This window comes from Pedobacter sp. UYEF25, assembly GCF_054061655.1.
This window is the reverse complement of record NZ_JBSSEL010000005.1, coordinates 18,493-40,906: the sequence shown is the minus strand read 5'-3', so window position 1 is coordinate 40,906 and position 22,414 is coordinate 18,493. Positions and strand designations below refer to the sequence as shown.

At 38.3% G+C, this 22,414-nt stretch carries 18 protein-coding genes and 1 riboswitch; of the genes, 6 read left to right on the top strand and 12 right to left on the bottom strand.

Translation table 11 applies throughout. The annotated features are described in order from the left end of the window. Positions 1-235 precede the first annotated feature (235 nt). Together ACVWYG_RS06670 and ACVWYG_RS06665 are read right to left on the bottom strand one after the other, a co-directional pair. Positions 236-466: a TlpA family protein disulfide reductase gene (locus ACVWYG_RS06670; protein ID WP_457269390.1), complete on the bottom strand. Its 231-nt coding sequence runs from the start codon at positions 464-466 to the stop codon at positions 236-238. Positions 467-547: 81 nt separating this feature from the next. After that, positions 548-2,560: a hypothetical protein gene (locus ACVWYG_RS06665; protein ID WP_457269389.1), complete on the bottom strand. Its 2,013-nt coding sequence runs from the start codon at positions 2,558-2,560 to the stop codon at positions 548-550. A gap of 185 nt (positions 2,561-2,745) precedes the next feature. Between ACVWYG_RS06665 and ACVWYG_RS06660 the strand changes: the two genes are divergently transcribed. The 3 genes from ACVWYG_RS06660 (at position 2,746) to ACVWYG_RS06650 (ending at position 6,167) form a co-directional block, all read left to right on the top strand. Beyond that, on the top strand, positions 2,746-3,657 hold the full coding sequence (locus tag ACVWYG_RS06660) for a TolB family protein (protein WP_457269388.1): 912 nt from the start codon (positions 2,746-2,748) through the stop codon (positions 3,655-3,657). A gap of 305 nt (positions 3,658-3,962) precedes the next feature. Further along, positions 3,963-5,189 (top strand): DEAD/DEAH box helicase, encoded by a 1,227-nt coding sequence (locus ACVWYG_RS06655; RefSeq protein WP_457269387.1) that lies wholly within the window; start codon positions 3,963-3,965, stop codon positions 5,187-5,189. 66 nt (positions 5,190-5,255) lie between these two features. Then, positions 5,256-6,167 (top strand): AEC family transporter, encoded by a 912-nt coding sequence (locus ACVWYG_RS06650; RefSeq protein ID WP_457269386.1) that lies wholly within the window; start codon positions 5,256-5,258, stop codon positions 6,165-6,167. Between the two features lie 71 nt (positions 6,168-6,238). Here the strand turns inward: ACVWYG_RS06650 and metF are convergent, their stop codons facing one another. The 6 genes from metF to murQ form a co-directional block, all read right to left on the bottom strand. After that, a complete protein-coding gene (gene metF / locus ACVWYG_RS06645) occupies positions 6,239-7,195 on the bottom strand; it encodes a methylenetetrahydrofolate reductase [NAD(P)H] (RefSeq protein WP_457269385.1) in 957 nt (318 codons plus the stop codon). 43 nt (positions 7,196-7,238) lie between these two features. Beyond that, positions 7,239-7,613 carry a four helix bundle protein gene (locus ACVWYG_RS06640; protein WP_457269384.1) on the bottom strand — a complete coding sequence of 125 codons (375 nt, stop codon included), beginning with the start codon at positions 7,611-7,613 and terminating at the stop codon, positions 7,239-7,241. A gap of 96 nt (positions 7,614-7,709) precedes the next feature. Then, positions 7,710-11,468, bottom strand: coding sequence for a methionine synthase (metH, locus tag ACVWYG_RS06635; RefSeq protein WP_457269383.1), 3,759 nt, complete (start codon positions 11,466-11,468; stop codon positions 7,710-7,712). Between the two features lie 159 nt (positions 11,469-11,627). After that, positions 11,628-11,727, bottom strand: a riboswitch (SAM riboswitch). Between the two features lie 228 nt (positions 11,728-11,955). Beyond that, positions 11,956-12,714 (bottom strand): Bax inhibitor-1/YccA family protein, encoded by a 759-nt coding sequence (locus ACVWYG_RS06630; protein ID WP_457269382.1) that lies wholly within the window; start codon positions 12,712-12,714, stop codon positions 11,956-11,958. A 157-nt stretch (positions 12,715-12,871) separates the two neighbouring features. Next, a complete protein-coding gene (locus ACVWYG_RS06625) occupies positions 12,872-13,438 on the bottom strand; it encodes a hypothetical protein (protein WP_457269381.1) in 567 nt (188 codons plus the stop codon). A 119-nt stretch (positions 13,439-13,557) separates the two neighbouring features. Further along, the gene (gene murQ / locus ACVWYG_RS06620; protein ID WP_457269380.1) at positions 13,558-14,361 is read right to left on the bottom strand and encodes an N-acetylmuramic acid 6-phosphate etherase; all 804 of its coding nucleotides are present in this window, start codon (positions 14,359-14,361) and stop codon (positions 13,558-13,560) included. 188 nt (positions 14,362-14,549) lie between these two features. On the opposite strand from murQ, the gene ACVWYG_RS06615 reads away from it, so the two are divergent. Then, the gene (locus ACVWYG_RS06615) at positions 14,550-16,157 is read left to right on the top strand and encodes a S41 family peptidase (RefSeq protein WP_457269379.1); all 1,608 of its coding nucleotides are present in this window, start codon (positions 14,550-14,552) and stop codon (positions 16,155-16,157) included. Positions 16,158-16,351: 194 nt separating this feature from the next. On the opposite strand, the gene ACVWYG_RS06610 is transcribed toward ACVWYG_RS06615, so the two are convergent. Together ACVWYG_RS06610 and ACVWYG_RS06605 are read right to left on the bottom strand one after the other, a co-directional pair. Continuing rightward, a complete protein-coding gene (locus tag ACVWYG_RS06610) occupies positions 16,352-17,314 on the bottom strand; it encodes an acetyl-CoA carboxylase carboxyltransferase subunit alpha (protein ID WP_457269378.1) in 963 nt (320 codons plus the stop codon). A 267-nt stretch (positions 17,315-17,581) separates the two neighbouring features. Then, positions 17,582-19,141, bottom strand: a complete 1,560-nt coding sequence (locus ACVWYG_RS06605) for a S10 family peptidase (protein ID WP_457269377.1) — start codon at positions 19,139-19,141, stop codon at positions 17,582-17,584. A 141-nt stretch (positions 19,142-19,282) separates the two neighbouring features. Here ACVWYG_RS06605 and ACVWYG_RS06600 point away from each other — a divergent pair, with 141 nt between their 5' ends. Both ACVWYG_RS06600 and ACVWYG_RS06595 read left to right on the top strand, forming a co-directional pair. Then, positions 19,283-19,900 carry a sugar O-acetyltransferase gene (locus ACVWYG_RS06600; protein ID WP_457269376.1) on the top strand — a complete coding sequence of 206 codons (618 nt, stop codon included), beginning with the start codon at positions 19,283-19,285 and terminating at the stop codon, positions 19,898-19,900. 1,133 nt (positions 19,901-21,033) lie between these two features. After that, on the top strand, positions 21,034-21,486 hold the full coding sequence (locus ACVWYG_RS06595) for a CPBP family intramembrane glutamic endopeptidase (protein ID WP_457269540.1): 453 nt from the start codon (positions 21,034-21,036) through the stop codon (positions 21,484-21,486). A gap of 143 nt (positions 21,487-21,629) precedes the next feature. Here ACVWYG_RS06595 and ACVWYG_RS06590 read toward each other — a convergent pair whose 3' ends face one another. Next, positions 21,630-22,049 (bottom strand): hypothetical protein, encoded by a 420-nt coding sequence (locus ACVWYG_RS06590; protein WP_457269375.1) that lies wholly within the window; start codon positions 22,047-22,049, stop codon positions 21,630-21,632. A 61-nt stretch (positions 22,050-22,110) separates the two neighbouring features. Next, complete coding sequence (locus ACVWYG_RS06585) at positions 22,111-22,326, bottom strand: hypothetical protein (RefSeq protein WP_457269374.1); 216 nt, start codon at positions 22,324-22,326, stop codon at positions 22,111-22,113. Between the last annotated feature and the right edge of the window lie 88 nt (positions 22,327-22,414).

Here is a 22,414-nt window from a genome sequence, read left to right as displayed (position 1 = left end):
ACGAATGTATTCGTATAAAAAAATTATTTATTAATTATTTTTTTTGAGTGCTGTTGTTTAGTTTATATACTACCTATTTTGACTGAAGCAGCGCATGGAAAAATCCCGGAATCGTCGCCTTGAGTGCAGCGAAAGGTCTCACAATTAGGTGTCCTTATTTCGATAATAAAAGTTCATAGTATGTCTTTCGCAGCATTGAGATTTTCCTACAGTAAAAAGAACGCAAGTGTGTGTGTTAAATCTCCCACTCCAAATACTTTTTTAATATATCTTGATAATTAGAAAGATAAGGAATGGTGAGGTAAACCCCATTTGGCAAGAACAATAATTTGGTTGGATAACCCCTAATTTTAAAATCCTTTTCTACCTTTCCATCCGACATAAGCACCTGATAGGTGTATTTTGTTTTGGCCATAAAATCATCTACATTCTTCTTCTTATCATGGCAAGCTACTGTAGTAACCATTAATTTTTCAGGGTCCGGATTGTGTAAGTTTACTGCTTCAACTTTATCAATCTCGCCAACGCAAGCGCCGCACCAAGTACCTCAAAAATCTACAAAGATAAACTTACCTTTTTGATCTTTATTGGCCACAGCTATGCCGGAGCGCTCATTTAGCGAAAATTGTGGCACAACGGGCAACTTACTTTTCAATGCTGCACTAAAGAAAGCTTTAAAATTTCCCGTTGGATAGGCCTTAAAGTAATCTTCTTTTAATTTGCCATAGCGCTCAGGTTCCATAATTACCATATCCACATATTTTTGTAATCTGGCCTCTTCGCTTAAACCACTCTTGCCACCCGAGGCGAGATAAACGTCTGTATAGGGTACAAACGGAGTAAATTTATATTCTGCCTCTAACCCAAATTGGTTGTCAATAATATCTTGTTGGCTGGGCAAATAATCAGCAGCCATTTGGATATAAGCAGTTTCCGACCCTTTCTGTAATTGGCTTTTCCGGTAGTAAGCATCTGCGAGGTTTTTTTTATCTACCACTTTATTGAGCAAAAAGTCGTACTTAAAATTTGAAGGAGATACATTCTCTATTTTCCCTGAATCCAGTTGACTCATCTTTTTCTTATCAAGGTCTATGGTGTAATCTATATACGCCACCAATATAGAATCTGGGACGTGCTTTTTTAGCAATTCATCATAAATTAATATTCTGTACCGCCCTGCTTTATCATAGGGAGCATTAAACTGAGTGTTCGCTATTTCTGACAACTCACTTTGACTAGTTGCCAATTTTGCGCGAACGTAAGTTTTCAAACCTGCAAATGTTTCTGTTGCTATCGGAATATTAAGCGCCCCTATCTGCTCAATAATCTCCAGCGATTTGATAAGCGAATCTCGATTTTTTAATCTAAAAACCAATCCTCCAAAATCATTATGTATGGCATCACTTGTGTTCATCATATTTAAGGGGTAATAATCTTCCCCTTTAAATTTGGTAAAACAAAATTCAATAGCATCTTTTACATTGCTAAAATCTCCTCTCTCCAACTCACCATTCATCTTGTTTTGCACATCATTTTCACTTGGTAAAAACTTGTAAGGTACCCGTTGCAAAATTTCCGAATATCCATCGCCAACGTAACCCAAAATGCCGAGTTTGGCACCTAGATATTGCATGTCATCTTTTGCAAAGCCCTTATCCATCGAGTCTAGTTTGCTCATAATCTCGGCCTCTATTGTTTGGCTGCCCTTGTTTTCTTCATAAAGGTTTGCAAGTTCATCTATCTTGCGAGTTGCCCTTTTAATAGGAGAATAATAGTCTCCATAATTAAGTGTTTTTGTTGCCTCTTTAAGTAACGGAAATATTTTAGATCTATCTTTTCTATTGGCTTGAATTAAGCTAAATTTGAGCAGCGTATTTTCCTTGTCAATTCCCCCCCCTAAAGCGGATGTGATAAATGCGACGGAATCAAAAGTTGACGAAGTTATCAATCCAGTCGAATCTGAATTGTTAGTAAACTGCTTGAATTTTACGCTGGTAATTAGGCCGTTTGTTTTTGTTTTATATGTAGTATCTAAATTCACAGGCGGACGTGCGAAAAAGTTAGATGAATAATACACTGATTGCTCGTTTAAGATCAAATCGACCAATTCTTTATGCTTTTGGGCGGTTTCTGGAATCCTCATTTCCTTGGCTTTGGCTAATACGGCAGCTTTAATTTTAGCTAAACCATTTAAAGATTTTATATTTCCGCTATTGTCGATAACAAGTTCATAAGAATTTTCAGTCATAACTTTATTCGCTACAGCCTCAAATAGAGGTTGTTCAGAAAAGGCAACTTTTGAGTCAACAATTAAATCATCTGACCATTTATAGAGGAATTGTTCTGGGGATGCTTTTAAAGTATATAGACCGTTTTTATGGCTAATCACTTCAAAATTTGTTCGCCAATAGGAGTAGTTATAAGAACTTACTTCTCCTTTTTTGAACCCTGAAGAACTTATTCCCTCATAACCGAATTTTTCCCCGGGTTTTAATTTTAAAGTTTGCGCTTCCGCGATCGCTGTGATGAAGAAGAAACACAGTAAGAGTTTAACTTTCATGTTATTAATGGTTGGTACTCGAAGGTATAGAAAAGGCATTTCATTTCAAAACTTGCATAAATTGGCCGGCCCGTTGTAGAAGTTGGTTTCAATAATGATAGATAGGCTTGTCTAACTGGAACTTTCCTAACACCCAATCTTCAAATTAAATATCCGTAAATTTGCCCTTCATCAACCGAAATGCAATGCGTATTTTAAGATTAATAATTCCATGCTTGGGTATTTTAGCTGCCTGCAACAATCGCCAAACAGGCGAAGGAAAAGCGTTGTTAGACACGATTTCTCCGATGAGCAAAAAATTTGAACTCGCTTATCAGAACGATGGTAAAATAACTGCCACCAGTTTAGATACGCTTTATCAGGTTTCTTTTGGCGGTGCTACAGACGCTGCCATTTCTCCAGATGGCGATCAATTGGCCTATACTGTTAGCGATTCTAGTAAGAAACGCAGCATTTGGATGGTCAATATGAAAACCAAAAGTCAAGATCAACTCCACGTAAAAAGCAGTAATTTTTATCAGGCCATGTTCTCGCCAGATGGTAAAAATATAGCCTTTAGTATTTTTAAAAATGGAATTTGGAAAGTTGGTGTTATCGGTTCTGATAATAATAATTTTGAATTGTTAGGTGGCGCCTCTGGTAAAAATTATTATGCGCCAACTTGGAAAGGAAATGGGGAATTGGTGATGCAAGACTTGGATAACCTTTATGTTTTTGGCCTAGATGGTAAGCTGAGAACTAAGTTTGTGTTGAAAGATTTGATTGGTAAGGGGTTGGAGGTGGCGAGTACCAATCGCTTTTTCTATACTTCTGATGGGAAATCTATTGTTTTTAACGCCAGTAATCCCGTCGATAAATTTGACGGATTGATGGGGTCAGTAGAATCGATCTATAAATTAGATTTAGCGAGCAAGGCTGTATCTAAAATATCTCCGACACGCTATTCTGTGCCGTCTATCTATCTTACCGCAAAAGATATGTTGATATTTAGTGGGCTAGAAAAACCATTTAATACTTCTAAAATATATACTTCGACGGTAGATGGTAACGACTTTAAGCTATTGGTTGATAAGGGCTCGAACCCCTCTGCGAATTAGTTTTGGTCTAGGAGCTTACTTTATTATTTAAATTAAGGGGACTTAATTTTATTTAGATTTTTCCCGTTTGCTTTTCCGCGGGATAGTGCGCCAACGACAGGAACGATATCCTTTTAACCGTCAGAATCCCCTTTAGGGGTTTGAGGTTAAAAGATTTAGTGGATGGCGTGTTGAGGCGCCCAAAGAAATAATAAATTAATAGTAATTAAGTCAGCGCAGTTAGAAACCCTTGATTAAACCACATTTTTCAACCGTTTGCTATTGGCGGTATTTTGGGGTACTTTTGTAAAAATAAAAACATCATATTGAATTTCAGCGATTTTAACTTTAACCCCGATTTATACGAAGGCCTAATGGCGATGGGTTACAAAAGTGCCACTCCCATACAAGAACTTGCCATTCCAGAAGTTTTAGCACATCATGATCTTATTGCTTGTGCACAAACTGGCACCGGCAAAACGGCCGGTTATTTGTTGCCAGTGATGGATAACATTAGCAAAGCTAAAAATAGGCATAACAATACGTTGATTTTAGCGCCTACTAGAGAACTTGCGCAGCAGATTGACTTGCAAGTAGAGGCACTTTCCTATTTCACCAACATCAGTTCGCTAACCGTTTACGGTGGTGGCGATGGCATAGCTTATGAACAGCAGAAACGTTCTATGAGAGAAGGTGTAGACATTATCATCGCCACTCCAGGCCGATTGATGTCGCATTTATCGTCAGGCGTGCTAAATCTTTCTCAACTGCAACATTTAGTATTAGACGAGGCAGATAGAATGTTAGACATGGGGTTTTATGATGACATTATCCGAATCATCAGTTATCTTCCTCAAGACCGACAAACACTTTTGTTTTCGGCAACCATGGCGCCAAAAATTAGAGGTATGGCCACAAAAATCTTAAAAGATCCCAAACAAATTACGATTTCCATTGCCAAACCTGCAGCCGGAATTGACCAACGTGCGTATAACATTCACGATCAACAAAAACAAGCACTACTTACAGAAATTTTCAGAAGTGGGCTTTATAAGAGCAGCATCGTTTTTGCCTCTACAAAAGAAAAAGTAAAGGGTTTATATAAAACTTTTAAGAGTTTGGGTATAAAAGCCGCTGCTTTTCACTCGGATTTAGAACAGAAAGAACGCGAGCAGATTTTGCTTGATTTTAAAAATCGAAAACTGCCTATTTTGATTGGTACCGATGTGCTTTCTAGAGGCATTGATGTTGAGGGAATTGATCTGATCATTAATTATGACGTTCCCGGCGATCCGGCAGATTACGTACACCGCGTTGGAAGAACTGCACGTGCAGAAACAAAAGGTACTGCCATTACTTTAGTAAATGCAAAAGATAAACGCCGTTTTGAAAATATAGAAAAATTGATCGAAAAACAAGTGCCGCGTATTCCTCTATCAGAAGAGATTGCCAAGATGGAAATTAAACATGTAGAGGAAAAAAGACATGCTGCGGGCAGACCCAACAAGCGCGTGTGGACAAAGAACAAACCGAAGGCAAATAAGCCTGAATAAGTTAGTTTTAGCATCCAATAATCTGTTATCGGTGTTTGTAAATTTTCACTAACGTCGTAAATTCAATTGGCCAATTTTTTAATCATCCTTTTATGCTTTTTGGCAGGGGTAGCTTTTAGAAAAAGCAAAACCTTGCCTGTCGATTCCCATAAAGGGATTAACGCTTGGATTATTTACATTGCGCTACCAGCGTTGTCTTTCAAGTATATTCCGCACATTGTCTGGACAAAACATTTAATTTTTCCGGCATTGGCACCCATTTTAGTTTGGCTATTTGCTTGGTTGCTGATAACAGTTTACGGTCGCTTTAACAAGCTAAACAAAGCAACAACAGGCGGATTAAAATTGGTAAGCGGTTTAGGTAATACTTCTTTTATCGGTTTCCCTTTAATTATGGCCTATTTTAGCGAAAAGGAATTGGCCATTGCCATTATTTGCGATCAGATTACGTTTGCTATTCTGGCTAGTTTCGGAGTGCTCGTTGCCATTAGGTCTTCTCAAAAACAATCTATTAGCATTGTCATCTTAGTTAAAAAAGCACTTTCTTTTCCGCCGCTAATGGCCTGTTTAATAAGCTTAACCATTCCTCACTTTATCGATATTTCATTCCTGGATCCGCTTTTCGACAAACTCTCCATTACAGTCGGGCCATTAGCACTATTTTCCATCGGCTTACAATTAAAGTTTGGCGGCTGGTTTTCGCAGTTAAAACACATCCGCATTGCGCTTTTTTATAAGCTCATATTGGCGCCCGCTTTAATTTTCATAATTGCCATTCTGTTGCAAATCAATGGCGTCATTAGTAAAATTACCATTTTCGAAATGGCGATGCCAAGTCAGCTGACTTCTGCAGTAATAGTTGAGCAATATAACCTCAACCCTAAACTCGCAAATATGGTGGTTGGCATTGGGATCGTTCTAGGATTTGTCACCACTGGAATTTGGTGGTTAATTTTACAACATTCGGGTTTGATTTAACAGATGCCTTTACTAGAAATCGATGGTGTTAAGAACCACTGATATGCCCATTTCACATGTAATTTTAGATCTTAAAAAACTTCCCTTGCAATTGCTCTCGTCTGTTCTGGTTTTCCCATGGTGTAGAAATGTAAAACCGGAACTCCAAAGTCTATCAATTCTTTGCATTGCTTAATCATAAAATGGGTGCCAATTTCTTTTGCTTCTGCATTGGTTTTGCAGCGCTGAACGGCGTCGCTTAAATCATCAGGCAAATCGATATGGAAAATCTTGGGTAAACTAACCAGTTGTTTCAACGAGCTTATTGGTTTCAATCCTGGAATTATCGGAACGTTTATATCGTTCTCGCGGCACTTCTTTACAAATTCAAAAAACTTTTTATTGTCGAAAAACATTTGAGTAACAATAAACTCTGCGCCCATATCTACTTTGGCTTTTAGATATTTAAAATCAGTATTTAGATTTGGAGCTTCAAAGTGTTTCTCTGGATAACCAGCAACGCCGATACAAAAATCACTTTGGTGCGTATTGTCAATATCTTCGTGCAAAAACTTGCCTGCGTTATGGTCTTTTATGTGCTGAATAAGTTCAGTAGCATAATGATGGCCGCCGGTGGTTGGTATAAATGCATTATCTGCTTGTCTAGCATCACCACGAAGCGCCAGCACATTATCGATTCCTAAAAATTGCAAATCTATCAGCGCATTTTCTGTTTCTTCTTTAGTAAAACCACCACAAATTAGATGTGGAACAGCATCAATTTTATATTTGTGAATAATTGCAGCACAAATGGCAATGGTGCCAGGGCGTTTACGATAGGAAACTTTTTGCAGCAATCCATTTTCCTGCTCTTTATAGATATAATCTTCCCTTAAAGAGGTTACATCTATAAAGGGTGGATTAAACTCTAAAAGTGGCTCGATGGCATCAAACACCCATTGTATGCTTTGGCCCTTCATAGGCGGCAGCAATTCAAAAGAAAAAAGTGTTTTGTTGTCTGCGTTTTTTATGTGATCAGTAATCTTCATAGGGTGTTATGGGTTGCGAGTTATGGGTTACAAGTCTGGGCGGTTACCTCGTTAGCGACTGATAGTATTTTATAAACCCGTTTAATAATTTTCTCGTTAATTCTAATTTTATCAATAAAGGTTCAAGGTCTATGTCAGAAATATATTCTAAATCAAAGGCCAGGTATAGTTGAGTTTCGACTTCGTAAATAGAGCCACGAGCGATGAAGAAAAATTGAATACTATCTTTCGGATGGTTTCTTCCACAACCCTCTGCAATATTGGAGGGAATGGAAACAACTGCTCTTCTAATCTGACTTGTCAACCCAAATCTTTCATCTTTTGGAAAATCGGATGATGCGAGATAGATCTCTTTCGACAAAGTCCTAGCCTCTTTCCAAACATCTAGATCTGTATAGTTCTTCTTTTCTTTCTCCATTTAAATCTTTTGTGGATACTCAGACCAACAACTTTTAACTCGCAACACTTTTATACTTCCAGACATATAACTTGTGACTGGCAACTCGTAACCCATCTAATAAGCCAAATTCGGGCCCAACCAGCGCTCTGCTTCTTCTAAAGGCATTCCTTTTCTGGCAGCATAATCTTCTGCTTGGTCTTTGGTAATTTTTCCCAACCCAAAATATCTAGAATCTGGATGGGCGAAGTAAAATCCACTTACCGCAGCTGTTGGATACATGGCATAGCTTTCTGTTATGTTTAACCCAATTTCTTCGGTTGCATTAAGCAGTGCAAATAAAGCTCCTTTTTCTGTGTGCTCCGGACAAGCAGGATAACCGGGAGCCGGTCGAATACCCGCATATTGTTCTTTTATCAGCTCTTCTGTATTTAGTTCTTCTGAAGTAGCATAACCCCAAAATTCCTTACGTACACGTTCGTGCATCCGCTCTGCAAAAGCCTCTGCCAATCTATCTGCAATAGCTTTAACCATGATGCTATTGTAATCATCGAAATCTTTCTCATACTCCGCTACCAATTCATCAACTCCGATACCTGTAGTTAATGCAAACCCACCAAAATAATCTGGAATGTGGCTTGTTTTAGGTGCGATGAAATCGGCCAACGCGTAATAAGGTTGTCCATCGGTCTTTTCTACTTGCTGTCTTAAGGTATGGATGACCACTTTTTGAGGCTCCGTCTGAGTTTGTGCATTGATGTCCCATTCGCCGTTAACAGATTTGCCTTTTATATGCTCAACCGTTAATTCGATATCATCATCGCCTATGGTGTTTGCAGGCCAAAAACCAATAACAGCTTTAGCAGTTAGCAACTTTCCGTCAACAATTTTATGGAGCATTTCTTGCGCATCGTCGAACAGCTTTTTTGCTTCTACGCCAACAAATTTATCATCAAATATTCTTGGGTAGCTACCGCGAAGTTCCCATGTGTGAAAAAACGGAGTCCAATCTATATAGTCGATTAACTCGTCAAGCGGATAATTATCAAACACTTTAGTACCAAGAAAAGACGGCTTTGGTAAATTCTCCTTAAAATCGATTTTAAATTTATTAGCGCGTGCTTGTTCCAATGTTTTGTAACGCTTATCAGAACGCTTGTTTAAATGTGCCTCTCTAGCTTTATCATACTCAGCCCTAATGGTATTTACATATTCCCCTTTTTTCTCCTTGTTCATTAAGGTGCTACAAACCGTAACGCTCCTAGACGCATCTAACACATGGATGGTTGGACCAGAATAATTAGGTGCTACCTTTACGGCAGCGTGAATTCTTGAAGTGGTTGCACCACCAATAATTAAAGGAATATCGAAATTCTCGCGTTCAATTTCTTTCGCAAAATGCACCATTTCATCTAAAGACGGGGTTATTAAACCGCTCAAACCAACAATATCTGCTTTTATTTCTCTGGCTTTTTTTATAATCTCTTGGGCAGGAACCATCACACCCATATCTATTACCTCGAAATTATTGCATGCAAGTACCACACCCACAATATTTTTCCCAATATCGTGCACATCGCCTTTTACGGTTGCTAGTAATATCCTACCGGCAGATGAACTTTGCTCTTGATCTGGGTTGTCTAGCTTTTCTTGTTCGATAAATGGAAGTAAATAAGCAACCGCCTTTTTCATTACTCGGGCAGATTTTACCACTTGAGGTAAAAACATTTTCCCGGCGCCAAATAAGTCTCCAACAATGTTCATCCCATCCATTAATGGGCCCTCAATTACTTCTATCGGACGAGCGTAAACTTGTCTGGCTTCTTCAACATCATTGTCTAAATGCTCTATTAAACCCTTAACTAAAGAATGCGATAAGCGTTCTTGTACCGTTCCCTTGCGCCAAGTTTCGTCTTTTATAATTTCTTTTCCTTTAGATTTTACCGTTTCCGCAAAATCGACCAATCGCTCGGTTGCATCATCTCGGCGGTTAAACAGCACATCTTCTACGCGCTCTAATAATGCAGGAGGAATTTCTTGATAAACCTCTAACATCCCAGCATTTACAATACCCATATCTAAACCAGCCTGAATGGCGTGGTATAAAAATGCGGAGTGCATGGCTTCTCTTACCGAATTGTTTCCTCTAAAAGAAAAGGAAATATTAGAAACACCGCCACTCACTTTGGCATAAGGCAAGTTTTCTTTAATCCACTTTGTTGCCTTAATAAAATCCACCGCGTAATTATTATGCTCCTCTAATCCCGTGGCAACGGTTAAAATGTTTGGATCGAAAATAATATCTTCTGCAGGGAAACCAACTTCATTTACAAGAACATCATAACTTCGTTGACAAATTTCTTTACGTCGCTCAAAACTGTCTGCTTGCCCTTTCTCATCAAAAGCCATTACCACAACTGCCGCACCATAATTCATTATCTTTTTGGCACTTTCTATAAATAGCTCTTTACCTTCTTTTAACGAAATAGAATTTACGATTCCTTTTCCTTGCATGCATTTTAGCCCACATTCTATTACGCTCCACTTAGAAGAGTCTACCATAATTGGTAGTTTAGAAATGTCTGGTTCTGATGCAATAAGGTTCATAAACTTGGTCATGGCGGCTTCTGAATCCAACATGCCCTCATCCATATTTACATCAATAATTTGGGCTCCACCTTCAACCTGCTGACGAGCAACGGCAAGCGCTGCTTCATAATCACCACTAAGAATAAGTTTAGAAAATTTTGGGGAACCTGTAATATTTGTCCGCTCGCCAATATTTACGAAAATGCTTTCTGGCGTAATGGTTACAGGTTCCAAACCGCTTAAACGCATATAAGGCGTAATTTCTGGAATTTTTCTCGGTGCTATTTTTTTAGCCTTTTCGGCAATGCATTTAATGTGCTCTGGCGTAGTGCCGCAGCAACCGCCAACAATATTAACAAAACCGGAGGTTATAAAACCATCTACCAAATGGGCTGTTTCGTGTGGCTGCTCATCGTAAGCACCAAACTCGTTTGGTAAACCTGCGTTTGGATAAGCAGATACGTAGCAGTTCGCTTTCGCGGAAAGTTCCTCAATATGTGGTCGCATATCTTTGGCCCCAAGTGCACAATTAAAACCTATACTAAGCGGCTTTGCATGAATTACTGAGTTTAAAAAAGCTTCTGCCGTTTGCCCAGAAAGTGTTCTCCCCGAAGCATCTGTAATGGTGCCAGAAATCATGATTTCAATCCCCTCCCCAACCCTCCCCGAAGGAGAGGGAGTTTCTCTTGAGCGCAATTCAGTTTCGTATTTTTTAATGGCAAAAATTGCCGCCTTAGCATTTAAGGTATCGAAAATGGTTTCTATTAAAAGAACATCAGAACCTCCGTCTACCAATCCTCTAACTTGCTCGTAATAGGCATCTACCAATTCATCAAAAGAAATTGCCCTAAAACCCGGATCGTTTACATTAGGAGAAAGAGAAAGCGTACGGTTGGTTGGTCCAATCGCCCCAGCTACAAAGCACTTTCTATCAGGATTTTGGGCCATAAATTCTGCGGTAGCTGCCTTGGCAATTTTAGCACCTTCTAAACTAAGCTCATAACTTAATTCTTCCATCTTATAATCGGCCATGGAAATGCGCTGCGTACTAAAGGTATTTGTTTCAATAATGTCTGCTCCGGCAGCTAAATATTCTAGATGGATGGCTTTAATGATATCGGGGCGAGTGATGTTTAACAGGTCGTTATTTCCCTTTACGTCGGAAGAGTGATTTGCGAAACGCTCGCCACGGAAATCTTCTTCTGTAAGCTCATAGCGCTGAATCATGGTACCCATTGCACCATCTATAATTAAAATACGCTTTTCAAGTTCTTTTCTAATATCCATCTATATAGTATTGAGTAGCTAGTATCAAGTAGCAAGACTCCAGTATCGGGCATCAAGATAACTCAATCAAGTCCATATTCAGCTTCAAGTTATTGGCCGCTTTGTCTTAATACCCCAAAATGCTTATTGAAAACTTCGGCGCATCTTCACACGTCTAAAAACTTATCTTTTCTCTTTTTTGAGATAGAATGTAGCACCTTGTTGGCACAGGTTGCTAAGACTTCAGCGGTTCTAATCCCTCCGTCTTTCTTTATAAGCGATGCAAAAATAACACATCGCAGTATCATTATCAAATTTTTGGACATCTAACAAAACATTATTGAAATTCGGTTATAATCTGCTACGATTAACCAAATTAAATTTGCTAAAACAGAAATAATAAAAGTATCGTAGCAAACAAAAAAAGCGCTTCCTAAGATGCGCTCTATAACTGTTTATTTTTTACGACTGTTTTCGACGATTGCCAAAAATTTATTTGCTATTGCGCTTATTTTCTTCCGCCAAATATACGAAGCAGAAATAGGAAAATGTTAAGGAAATCTAGATAAAGAGATAGTGCGGCAACGATGGCCATTTTTTTGGTGTCGACTTGCAAAACTTGATCCCCTCTGGCTTCAATTCCCATCCCAATACGTTTAATTTTTTGTACATCATAAGCTGTTAAGGCGGTAAATATGGCAATGCCGATGAACGCCATAAATAAGCTAAACTGCTCGCTTTGGATAAACATATTGATCACCATGGCAATAACTAGTGCGATAACACCAACCATTAGAATAGGCCCAAACTTGCTTAAATCTATGTTTGTGGTATAACCCATCACAGCCATAATGCCGAAAATACCTGCGGCACCAGCGAAACAGCTTACAACAGAACCTGCGGTATATGCAAGTAAAATAAAGCTTAAACTAATTCCGGTTAGCACAGAATACAACACAAAAATCCCCACTAAAGAAGGGTAGGAAAGTTTGCTTAATCCGAATCCCATAAGTAAAACTAGCGCTAATGGAGAAAACATTGCGATGTATCCGAAAATAGACATGCTTGGTTTGCCCGTAGCAGGGTTAACATCTAATAAATACTGCATTAAACTAGCGTTGGTGCTAAATAAATAGGCAGCAACTGTTGACAACAACAGCGCTACAAACATCCATAAAAAGACATTTGCGAAAAACTTTTTTGAAATAGAGCCCTCTTGTTGCACAAAAACACTATTGCCTTGATATTGATAATTTTGCTGATCCATTTTATTATTATGTATTAATTAGTTTTAATCAATTGAAAAGCGCCGTTTAATTGCCAGCACCTTTATATCTCTAATTGTCGCCTAAGATATTAACAAACAGTGTGCAAGATTTATTTTACAGCCGATTTGTCAGTATTCGACATATAAAAGTAGTAGTTTAGGTTAATCTTTTTGTCAAAAGTTCTTCAATTTTTTTAAATAGTTGAAGCGGCTTTAGCGGTCTCCATGCGAAGTTATCAAAAGCGCCACCAAAATTTATATAGTAATCTATGTTGTTGTCTTTAAACTCGTTGATTACATGATCGTTAAAATTTAGTCCCACTATCCATCCGTCTTCTACTTCTTGAAACCATTCGTCATAATAGCTGTCATCTGAGGCATGAAAGTTTAAAACATTTTCTCCAATTAGGATAAATTTGTTAATGCCCTCATCCACCATTAGTTCCAAAATTTCTCTTTTTAGTAACATAATGTCATTGTTGATGGCGTCATTCCACTCGCCAATAAATTCTATAATGGCATAGCTGCGTTCATAGTCTACAAAAAGCACCTTTAGATAAAGGGTATTTGAGCCAAATTCGTCCCATTGGGGATGAAGGAGGAAGTTATAAATTTGCTTATCAAAATATAGCTCGGAATACTCAGTGTTATAGAAAGGGGATTTCTCATCTTCTGAAGACACATAATCGTCTCTCCACTGGTAATACGGTTCAATTTCGTGCATTGGCAAAGTAATTTATTGTTGGTACTTGAGTAAGAAAGAGAGATCGGAAATCGGATATGGAAATTAGAAGCTTATGCACTACAATCTTACCTCGTAAATTTTAAAAATCAGAAATTAACTTATTTTCCCGCTTCGACCGCCTTTCGAACACTGCCGTGCTGGCTCAACAAATTTGCTGCTTCACCATAGCCAATGTTTAAATCTTTGGCCACCATTTGCGTTCCCCGATCTACAAGTTTGTTGTTACTTAACTGCATATCTACCATTTTGTTTCCGACCACTTTTCCAAGTTGAACCATAACTGTAGTGCTGAGCATATTGAGCACCATCTTTTGCGCTGTACCAGATTTCATACGCGTAGAACCAGTTATAAACTCGGGTCCAACAATTACCTCCACAGGAAAGTCTGATTCAGCTGCAATCGGTCCTCCTTCGTTGCAAACGATACAACCAGTTAATAGGCCATGTTTTCTTGCTTCTTGCAAACCTCCAATTACGTATGGGGTGGTACCAGATGCCGCAAGGCCAACCAAACAATCTTTTTCACTAATGTTAAAGTTTTGTAAGTCTTTCCAAGCCTGTACCTTATCGTCTTCGGCAAATTCTACTGCTTTTCTTATGGCAACATCTCCACCAGCGATAATTCCTACCACACAATCGAAAGGAACGCCAAACGTTGGCGGGCATTCTGATGCGTCTACCACGCCCAATCTGCCGCTCGTACCGGCACCAATATAGAAAAGTCGTCCTCCGTTTTTCATCTTTTGAGCAATTGCCGATACGAGTTGCTCAATTTGAGGCAACGCTCTTGCCACCGCGGATGCAACCGTTTGATCTTCTGAATTTATTGCTTGCAGAACCTCTAAAACAGACATTTTTTCTATGTCTATATAATTGGATTCTCGCTCAGTAACGTTGTTCATAAATATAATTTCTGTAAAATTCGGAAAATTTAAATGAGAATGGCGCGTTTTTTTAAAAATTAGCTACGTTCAGCCGAAAAGTAATCTTCGTTACTCCTTAAAACCTGAAAATTTTACAAACAAAAGCGGCTAAATTTCTATTTTAAATTTAAACAAACCGCTAATTTCCCTAAATTTGTATAATCTAAATGAAAAAGAATACCCGTTATAATTTACTTCTTGCCCTTAGTTATTCGGTTATTTTGATTACCGGAATGTATTTAGGGTACAAGTTTTTAAAAGATCAAGGGTATACTGTTGAAAAAAATCAAAATCTGGCCGACTCACAAGCCCAGAAAAAAGATGAGATCCTTCAAATTATTAATAAGAAATATGTAGATGACATTAACACTGCCAACCTAAAAAAATTACCCATTGACAGCCTGCTCCACGAGCTAGATCCACATAGTGCATATTTGCCTCCGGCCGACGCCGAGGATATGGGGCAAACACTTGAAGGTAATTTTGAGGGAGTAGGGTTAGAATATTACATGCTTAACGATACCATGTTTGTTACTGGGGTTGTAAAAGGTGGCCCTGCTAGCATAGCCGGAATAAAATTGGGAGATAAAATTCTTAGGATAGATTCTGCCACTGTTAGTGGTCGTAAAATGAGTAAAGATCAACTGTACGGACGTTTTAGAGGAAAATCAGGCACTGGAGTAAGCGTGTTGCTGTTGCATCCTGGGAGTGCTCTGAGTAAACGTTTGTTAGTTACCCGCGGAAAAATAAACGTGAGCAGCATTGACGCTTCTTATCTTCTAAATCCCGAAACCGGTTACATTAGGATAAGTAAGTTTGGAGCAAATACTGACATAGATTTTCTCGCAGCGCTTTCTAATTTGAAAACGGCTGGGATGAAGAAACTGATATTAGATCTGAGAGACAACGGTGGAGGCTATTTTAGCGCTGCGACGGGTTTAGCAGATCAATTTTTGCCAGACAATAAACTTATTGTTTATACTCAAGGCAAGCACGAGCCACGTACCGATTACATGTCTACCGGAACTGGTATTTTTCAACAGGGAAAATTGGCGATTTTAATTAATGAGAATACAGCATCGGCAAGTGAAATTGTAGCTGGCGCCGTGCAGGATCTTGGTAGAGGCATAATTGTTGGACGCCGTTCTTTTGGAAAAGGATTGGTACAAGAACAATTTCCGTTTGAGGATGGATCTGCACTAAACTTAACGATAGCGCGTTACTACACTCCGAATGGCAGAAGCATACAGAAATCTTATGCCAAAGGTTACGATGCTTACAAACGGGAAATCGACGACCGAATGACTGATGGAGAATTGACAAGCGATAGAAGTTCGTTTAAAGATTCTATACAAAAGGTTGAAACCGTAGAAAATGGGGTAAATAAAATAACAAAAACGCCAGGCGGAATCGAACCAGACGTTTTTGTTAAGCTTGACACCTCTGGATATAATGCATTTTACGGAACACTAATGAGTAAAAAAGTTTTGTCAGACTTTGTATTTCAAACCCTGACGGTAAGATATCCTGCTACTGTAGTAGAGCAAAACCTAAATACATTTAAACTTAATGAAAGTGATTTCAAAGATTTTACAGGTTTTTTGCAAAAAAGAAATGTTTTGCTAGACTTTCATCAATTAAATGCCGCAAAACCCATTATTTTAAATAATTTGAGAGCCATCTTATATCGGTTTTACTTTGGAGATGTTGGATACTACAGGGCTGTAAATCCGAATGATGCTATGGTAAAAGAAGCGCTAACCAGTTTGCAATAATAAAATGAAATAAGCTAAATGCAACTTTGAATAACAAGTTGTTTTGGTAAATAAATGTTTGGACGTTTTATTTCGCAAACGATCAAATTCAGTTTTAAGATTGGCTGGTATTTTTCAATTGAAAAACATTTAAATATCCCATTTCGAGGTCTATAAAAAAGTAAATAAATCGAGGAATTACAGTATAATATTGTCTATTCCTCCACTACTCCCATGGCGCAGAATTTGTTAATTCTCGTTTCAACCAATTTATCTGTGGTAAGATTATGCAATTCCGCAAGATCGGAAATTAACTTTTCTTTAATTGTTTGAGCCATCAACTCGGGATTTTGATGCGCCCCCCCCAATGGTTCGGGAATAATTCCGTCAATTAGCTTATTGCCAAACATATCGGCAGAAGTAAGTTTTAAACACTCTGCTGCCTTTTCCTTAAAGTCCCAACTACGCCAAAGAATTGAGGAGCAAGACTCTGGGGAAATTACAGAGTACCAGGTGTGTTCTAGCATATAAACCCTATCTCCAATTCCAATACCCAACGCACCACCAGACGCTCCTTCTCCAATTACGATACAAATAATTGGTACTTTAAGCACCGACATTTCTAATAAGTTCCGAGCAATGGCTTCACCTTGGCCGCGTTCTTCTGCTTCTAAACCTGGATAGGCACCCATAGTGTCTATAAAAGAAATTACCGGTTTATTAAACTTTTCAGCAAGTCGCATTAATCTCAACGCTTTTCTATATCCTTCGGGGTTTGCCATTCCAAAATTTCGGAATTGTCGCTCTTTGGTATTTTTTCCTTTTTGGTGACCTATAATCATAGCGGTTTGACCATTGATGGTGGCAAAACCACCAATAATTGCCTTATCGTCTTTTACGGTTCTATCACCGTGCATCTCTATAAAATCATCGCATATTAAACTGATGTAGTCCAACGTTTGGGGACGGTCAGGATGTCTGCTCAACTGCACTTCTTGCCAGCCTGTTAGGTTGCCATAAAGCAACTTAGTCGTTTCGTCTAATTTTTGTTCGAGTTCGGTAATCGTTGCCGACATGTTCACCTTAGTTTTTTCGGCAACCTGATTTACCTTTTCTATCTGTTGATGTAAATCTGCGATAGGTTTCTCAAAATCAAATGATGTTTTTATTTGCTGCATAATTGGGTGGCAAATTTACAGATAAAATTTTATTATTAAAGGCAAATTCCTTCATATGAAAAAAATGCGCATGATTGAAAACACGTAATTGCATCAGTTTATACCTAGATTAGTTAAAAGTTTCTTTTTAAAATATTACTTCTTTTTCAATTTATAATAGATCGTATTAAAATGAATTCCACGCTTTTGGCGTTAAAAAGCCCAACTTGTTGCCAATTGCTATTTTTTTAAGCCCTAGATAGCACTGCATCGATTTCAGTGATCAATTTAAAACTTGGCAGCCACACCTTGCTTTGGCAAAGACGCTAAAATAAATTCCCTAATGTGAGCAGTTGCGGTTTTTAAATCGTCTTTACGCAAATACATCATATGGCCACTCCTGTAACCTTCCCACTTTATCCTGTTTTTAAGCTTTCCAGATGCATCTAATTGCCAAAGGCTATATTTTGCGTTGAAATAATCGCAGGCACCATCATAATAACCAGATTGAACCAACAAATGTAGGTAGGGATTTTGAGCCATCGCATCCCTTAAATTGTCTCCAGTATGATTGCCAGAATTATCCCACGGATAAACTGACCCGAACATATTGTATTTCAAATCGGTCTTAAAATTCAAGCCGTTTCTCAAATACATGTTTATTGCAGGCGTGAACGAATGCAACCAAGAAGTAAGCTCTGCATTATAGTCTGGATTCTCGCCTGCGTTCATTTTATCGATGCCGCGATAACGCGAATCTAGCCGCCCAACTGTAAAACCCTTATCGCGTAGCAAATCTTTCCAGAAAAAATCTGTAGGCACGTTTAAGTTGTAGTCTGCAATTGTTTTAGCTGGCAGTCCGCTATATCTAGCCATTTTCTCGGCCATCTCTTGCTTTTTCTCTTGGCTCAACATACTGCCAGAAGCGATTGCAGGAACAAGTTCATTGATGGTAAATTTCTCAACTTCTGGCAACACGTCTATTAAATCCTTCTGCTGCAGGTCTGTGGGGAGCTTTTTATGATACCAAGCGGTTGCGGTAAAATAAGGCAAACGTAAAGCAGCATCCACTGGTCCGGCCCTATCAATGCCCAAATCTGTCGGAGAAACCAACACCACTCCATTTAAATACATCCACTGGCTGTCTTGCAGTGCCAAAGCAAGGCCTGCAACTCTAGCTGTTCCATAACTTTCGCCAATTAAAAACTTTGGCGAAGCCCATCTATCGTTTCTTGTAACAAAGGTATTTATCCATTCTGCTAGATATTTAATATCGGCATTTACACCGAAAAAAGTAGATTTTGGAACGTCCTTATTCACTGCGCGAGAATAACCAGTGTTTACCGGATCGATGTACACAATATCGGCAACATCTAAAATCGAATACGGGTTGTCGCTATATCCGTAAGGTTGTACCGGATAGCCTTCGTCATCGATATTTAAAACCACAGGGCCGGTATAAGCAATGTGCATCCAAACAGAAGCAGAACCCGGACCGCCGTTAAAAGAAATGACCAACGGACGCTTATTTTTTTCTTTAAAATCTGTACGTTCATAATATGTATAAAATAATCCTGCAATTGGTTTTCCATCCTCGTCCCAAACAGGCATGGTGCCCGCTGTGGCTTTATAAGTTATGCTTTTTCCATTTACGGTTAAGGCGTGGTTAGTGATCACAGCAGTTTCTACCTTTAATTTGCGCTCATCTCCAATTGTATTTACCGCGTCTTTTTGAGCTTCTTTATTTTCTGCGCTGATAACTTTTGATGATACGTTCTTTGATTTTTCTTGAGCTTTGGCTAAGCCGATTAAACAGATGAATGATAATAATAGAAGTTTAGTTTTCATTTTGGTTGGTTTCATCTTTAAATATCTCATAAATGGTTCGCTATTCAAAATCGGGAAAATATTTTTTTAAGATTGCCACGAGGCTTAAACTAAAAATTGTCTTTTTCAATAAGTTATTTTTCGCTACTTTGGCATTTAGCTATGAAAGAACCTACATCAGAAAAGGAAAAAATGCTCGCAGGATTGCCTTACTTCGCAGGCGAAAAAATGCTCAGTTTAGAACGCTTAAAAGCTAGAGAAGTGATTTTTGAATTTAACAATTCTGCTCCAAAATTTATAAAGCAGCGCAAACAACAGCTAAAAAGTTTGTTTGGGAAAACTCAAACCAATTTTTATGTAGAACCTCCATTCCGGTGTGATTATGGTTATAACATAGAAATAGGCGATCATTTTTACGCCAACTTTAACCTTATTATTTTAGACTGCGCCAAGGTTACCATTGGAAATAATGTTTTCATTGCTCCAAATGTTGGGATTTATACCGCAGGGCATCCCATACACCCGTTTTTACGAAACCAAGAAGTAGAATGGGCACAACCGATAACCATTGGTAATAACGTTTGGATTGGAGCGAATGCCATTATAAACCCGGGCATAACCATTGGCAATAATGTGGTTATTGGATCTGGTAGCGTGGTTACCAAGAATATTCCGGATAATGTGTTAGCTGTCGGAAATCCATGTAAAGTGATAAGAGGAATTACTGACGCGGATAAAGAGCTCTACTATAAGGACTTGAAAATGCCGGAGGAAGGGTAAAGTTTTTTTTTAAACCCAAAATTCAGTCATAGACGTCTATGATTAATGACTTGCCCTTTCTAGCGCTCGCCATGTCGATGAAAGGAGACATCTCATATGCCAGAAACGTAAAATGAATAGTTAAATGCTATATGTGAGACTTCTCGTTCCTCGAAGTGACGAAAGCTAATAGGTAGCATGATCTGAATCCATTTTTCTTCCGCAGGGCAATGCCGAATTTTAGATAAGACGGGATTTGCAGTCCCGTTAAAAGAATTTACTAAATATTTTCTTGCTTCGGATTTAGAAATCAGCTTTATTTAAGCTTCGAGATGCGCACGCCTAACGTCCTGAAGAGCGAAGATCATGTCCTGGCGGGACAACCGGAGAGAACTGGCCGTGTTTTTCGATTCCCCGTGGAAATCAGAAAGATCATCTACACCAAACCTGATAGAAATCTGAACGGAAAAATAAGGAAATACACCAGAAGCAAAATGTCTTTTCCTACAGATGAGGACGTGTAGCAATTTTGTTTTACTTGTTTTGAGAGAAGCAAGTAAAAAATGGACTATGCCCATCAGAAACTGGGGAATTATCCTAAACCAGTTTTTGCTTATATTTGAACAAAGACTTAGATTGTAAAATCCAGGCGATGACTTCAACTTACATACTTGATGGGATGGTATCAATTCTTATTGAGAATACAAGGCATTTTTGCATTACCCCAACCACAGATACAAGAACAATATAAAATTTTCAAATGAAGATAAGTTAGCCAGACACTAATGCCGCTTATGTTAATTTAATAAATGTGCCATGAAAAAACTATTTCCAAACACTTTACTTCAGATTCTTTTTCTGTTCTCGGTCGGACTGATGTTGTGTTTGCCATTTTATTATATCATAAAGACATTTTATTCGAACTGGTCTCCTGATTCGACTGCGACTGTTATCTATGTGCTGCTCCTTTGTTTTTATATTTCATTGGTCTTTTTTGTTAACAGAAAGCGGCAAATAGCCGTAGCAATTACATGGAACTGGCTTTCTTGGAGCATCATCTGTCTTATTTTTTTTGCTATTATTGGATTTAGGTTTGGATTTGAATTCCCCATTTTAAAATTGTTAAGTACTAAACCAACTCTCCCGGTACCGGAATTAATGTCATTTGCTATCATTTTAGGGGCGCTGCTATTGGCCCCTTTATTAGAAGAGGTTCTATTCCGTGGAATGATATTAAAAGGACTTTTGACGAATATTCAGTATGGGCGGTCATATTTTCAGCTCTTATTTTCGCGCTTGTACATTCAAACTTTTCCCAGATGGGCAGTGCCTTTTTTCTAGGCATTGCATGTGGGATTATGTTTTATCGGATAGCCAGTATGAGTTGTGTAATATTAATGCATTTTATTTGGAACTTAATCGGGGTACTAAGTGATATTATTGGTTTTAATCACATCGGGATTGGCTCTAAAACAGCTTTTGAAATACCGCCAGTATTTCTGATCTCAGCCGCTGTTACAGTATTTTTCGTCTCCCTTTTTCTTTTAATAAAGAAACTACGAACAATTAAAGTAGAACGGAGCGACCTCAAATTTAAAATAGATTAATCATGGAAAAGATATCAGATACGCTGTTCGATAGCTTCCCAAATGCGATGCAGAACGTTGGATAAGATGGGTTTCCTAATCCCCTTAAAAGAACTAAATGAACATTTCTCCGCCTGCGAAGTTAGCAATTCGCTAATCTACGCTTAGGGATGGGTAAACATCCATATAATATTTCCGTCAACCTTAATATTTCCTTTATCAATTATTTTTATCTCGACAATTTCGGAATTAGCTTTATAAACCAACCAACGCTCAGCCTTTACACAGTTAAGTTTTGATAAATCTGAAATTGCAACATTAAAACCTGGAAATTTATCTGAAATGGCAGCATAGCCAATTCCATCTATTTCTTTCAGAGAATAGCAAATGCTAGTTCTAACACTCGTTATATTGTACAACCCATTGAAAAAAGTCGATTTAAATTTGTCCTTAATATAATTTTTTAATAATAATGCTGATTTTCTTCGAAGATCTGGCCAGTTAGTTAGATAGCTCTCAGGCATTCTGTGCGCAAATGGGAGATTTTTAAAATCGGTGTCTGATCCATCAACAAAGTTGGCCACACATAATTTTTTCACTATCCCAACAGCCCGTTGCAACGATGTAATTGCCCGTGGGTTCCATCTAAAGTACTACGCAAATAGCCGTTTTTATGTTAGTTGATGCATAAAACACAGGCTTGTCTCTTGGATTTGCGCGCCATTCTGCGACATCAACAGATTTGGCGCCGATTTGGTTGACCAAAGTAGCTATCTCGAAATATTTTGTATTAAGTCTAGCTCTATATAAAAGTCCTCCTAAAAAAATCCGTGTTACAGGAAATCCCTCGCCCTTCTTCAAACCCAACGTATTTACAAATTTCGTAAATAATTCTTCATATTCTAGGTCTCAATATTTTTCATTTAGTAAATTTAGCGCAATCTGAACT

What these genes read in the sequence shown, in the direction of transcription:
- metH (WP_457269383.1), bottom strand. Translation starts at nt 11,468, where the DNA reads ATGGATATTAGAAAAGAACTTGAAAAGCGTATTTTAATTATAGATGGT.
- ACVWYG_RS06670 (WP_457269390.1), bottom strand. Translation starts at nt 466, where the DNA reads ATGGTTACTACAGTAGCTTGCCATGATAAGAAGAAGAATGTAGATGAT.
- ACVWYG_RS06610 (WP_457269378.1), bottom strand. Translation starts at nt 17,314, where the DNA reads ATGCAGCAAATAAAAACATCATTTGATTTTGAGAAACCTATCGCAGAT.
- murQ (WP_457269380.1), bottom strand. Translation starts at nt 14,361, where the DNA reads ATGAACAACGTTACTGAGCGAGAATCCAATTATATAGACATAGAAAAA.
- ACVWYG_RS06630 (WP_457269382.1), bottom strand. Translation starts at nt 12,714, where the DNA reads ATGGATCAGCAAAATTATCAATATCAAGGCAATAGTGTTTTTGTGCAA.
- ACVWYG_RS06660 (WP_457269388.1), top strand. Translation starts at nt 2,746, where the DNA reads ATGCGTATTTTAAGATTAATAATTCCATGCTTGGGTATTTTAGCTGCC.
- ACVWYG_RS06640 (WP_457269384.1), bottom strand. Translation starts at nt 7,613, where the DNA reads ATGGAGAAAGAAAAGAAGAACTATACAGATCTAGATGTTTGGAAAGAG.
- ACVWYG_RS06625 (WP_457269381.1), bottom strand. Translation starts at nt 13,438, where the DNA reads ATGCACGAAATTGAACCGTATTACCAGTGGAGAGACGATTATGTGTCT.
- ACVWYG_RS06600 (WP_457269376.1), top strand. Translation starts at nt 19,283, where the DNA reads ATGAAAGAACCTACATCAGAAAAGGAAAAAATGCTCGCAGGATTGCCT.
- ACVWYG_RS06665 (WP_457269389.1), bottom strand. Translation starts at nt 2,560, where the DNA reads ATGAAAGTTAAACTCTTACTGTGTTTCTTCTTCATCACAGCGATCGCG.
- ACVWYG_RS06615 (WP_457269379.1), top strand. Translation starts at nt 14,550, where the DNA reads ATGAAAAAGAATACCCGTTATAATTTACTTCTTGCCCTTAGTTATTCG.
- metF (WP_457269385.1), bottom strand. Translation starts at nt 7,195, where the DNA reads ATGAAGATTACTGATCACATAAAAAACGCAGACAACAAAACACTTTTT.
- ACVWYG_RS06605 (WP_457269377.1), bottom strand. Translation starts at nt 19,141, where the DNA reads ATGAAAACTAAACTTCTATTATTATCATTCATCTGTTTAATCGGCTTA.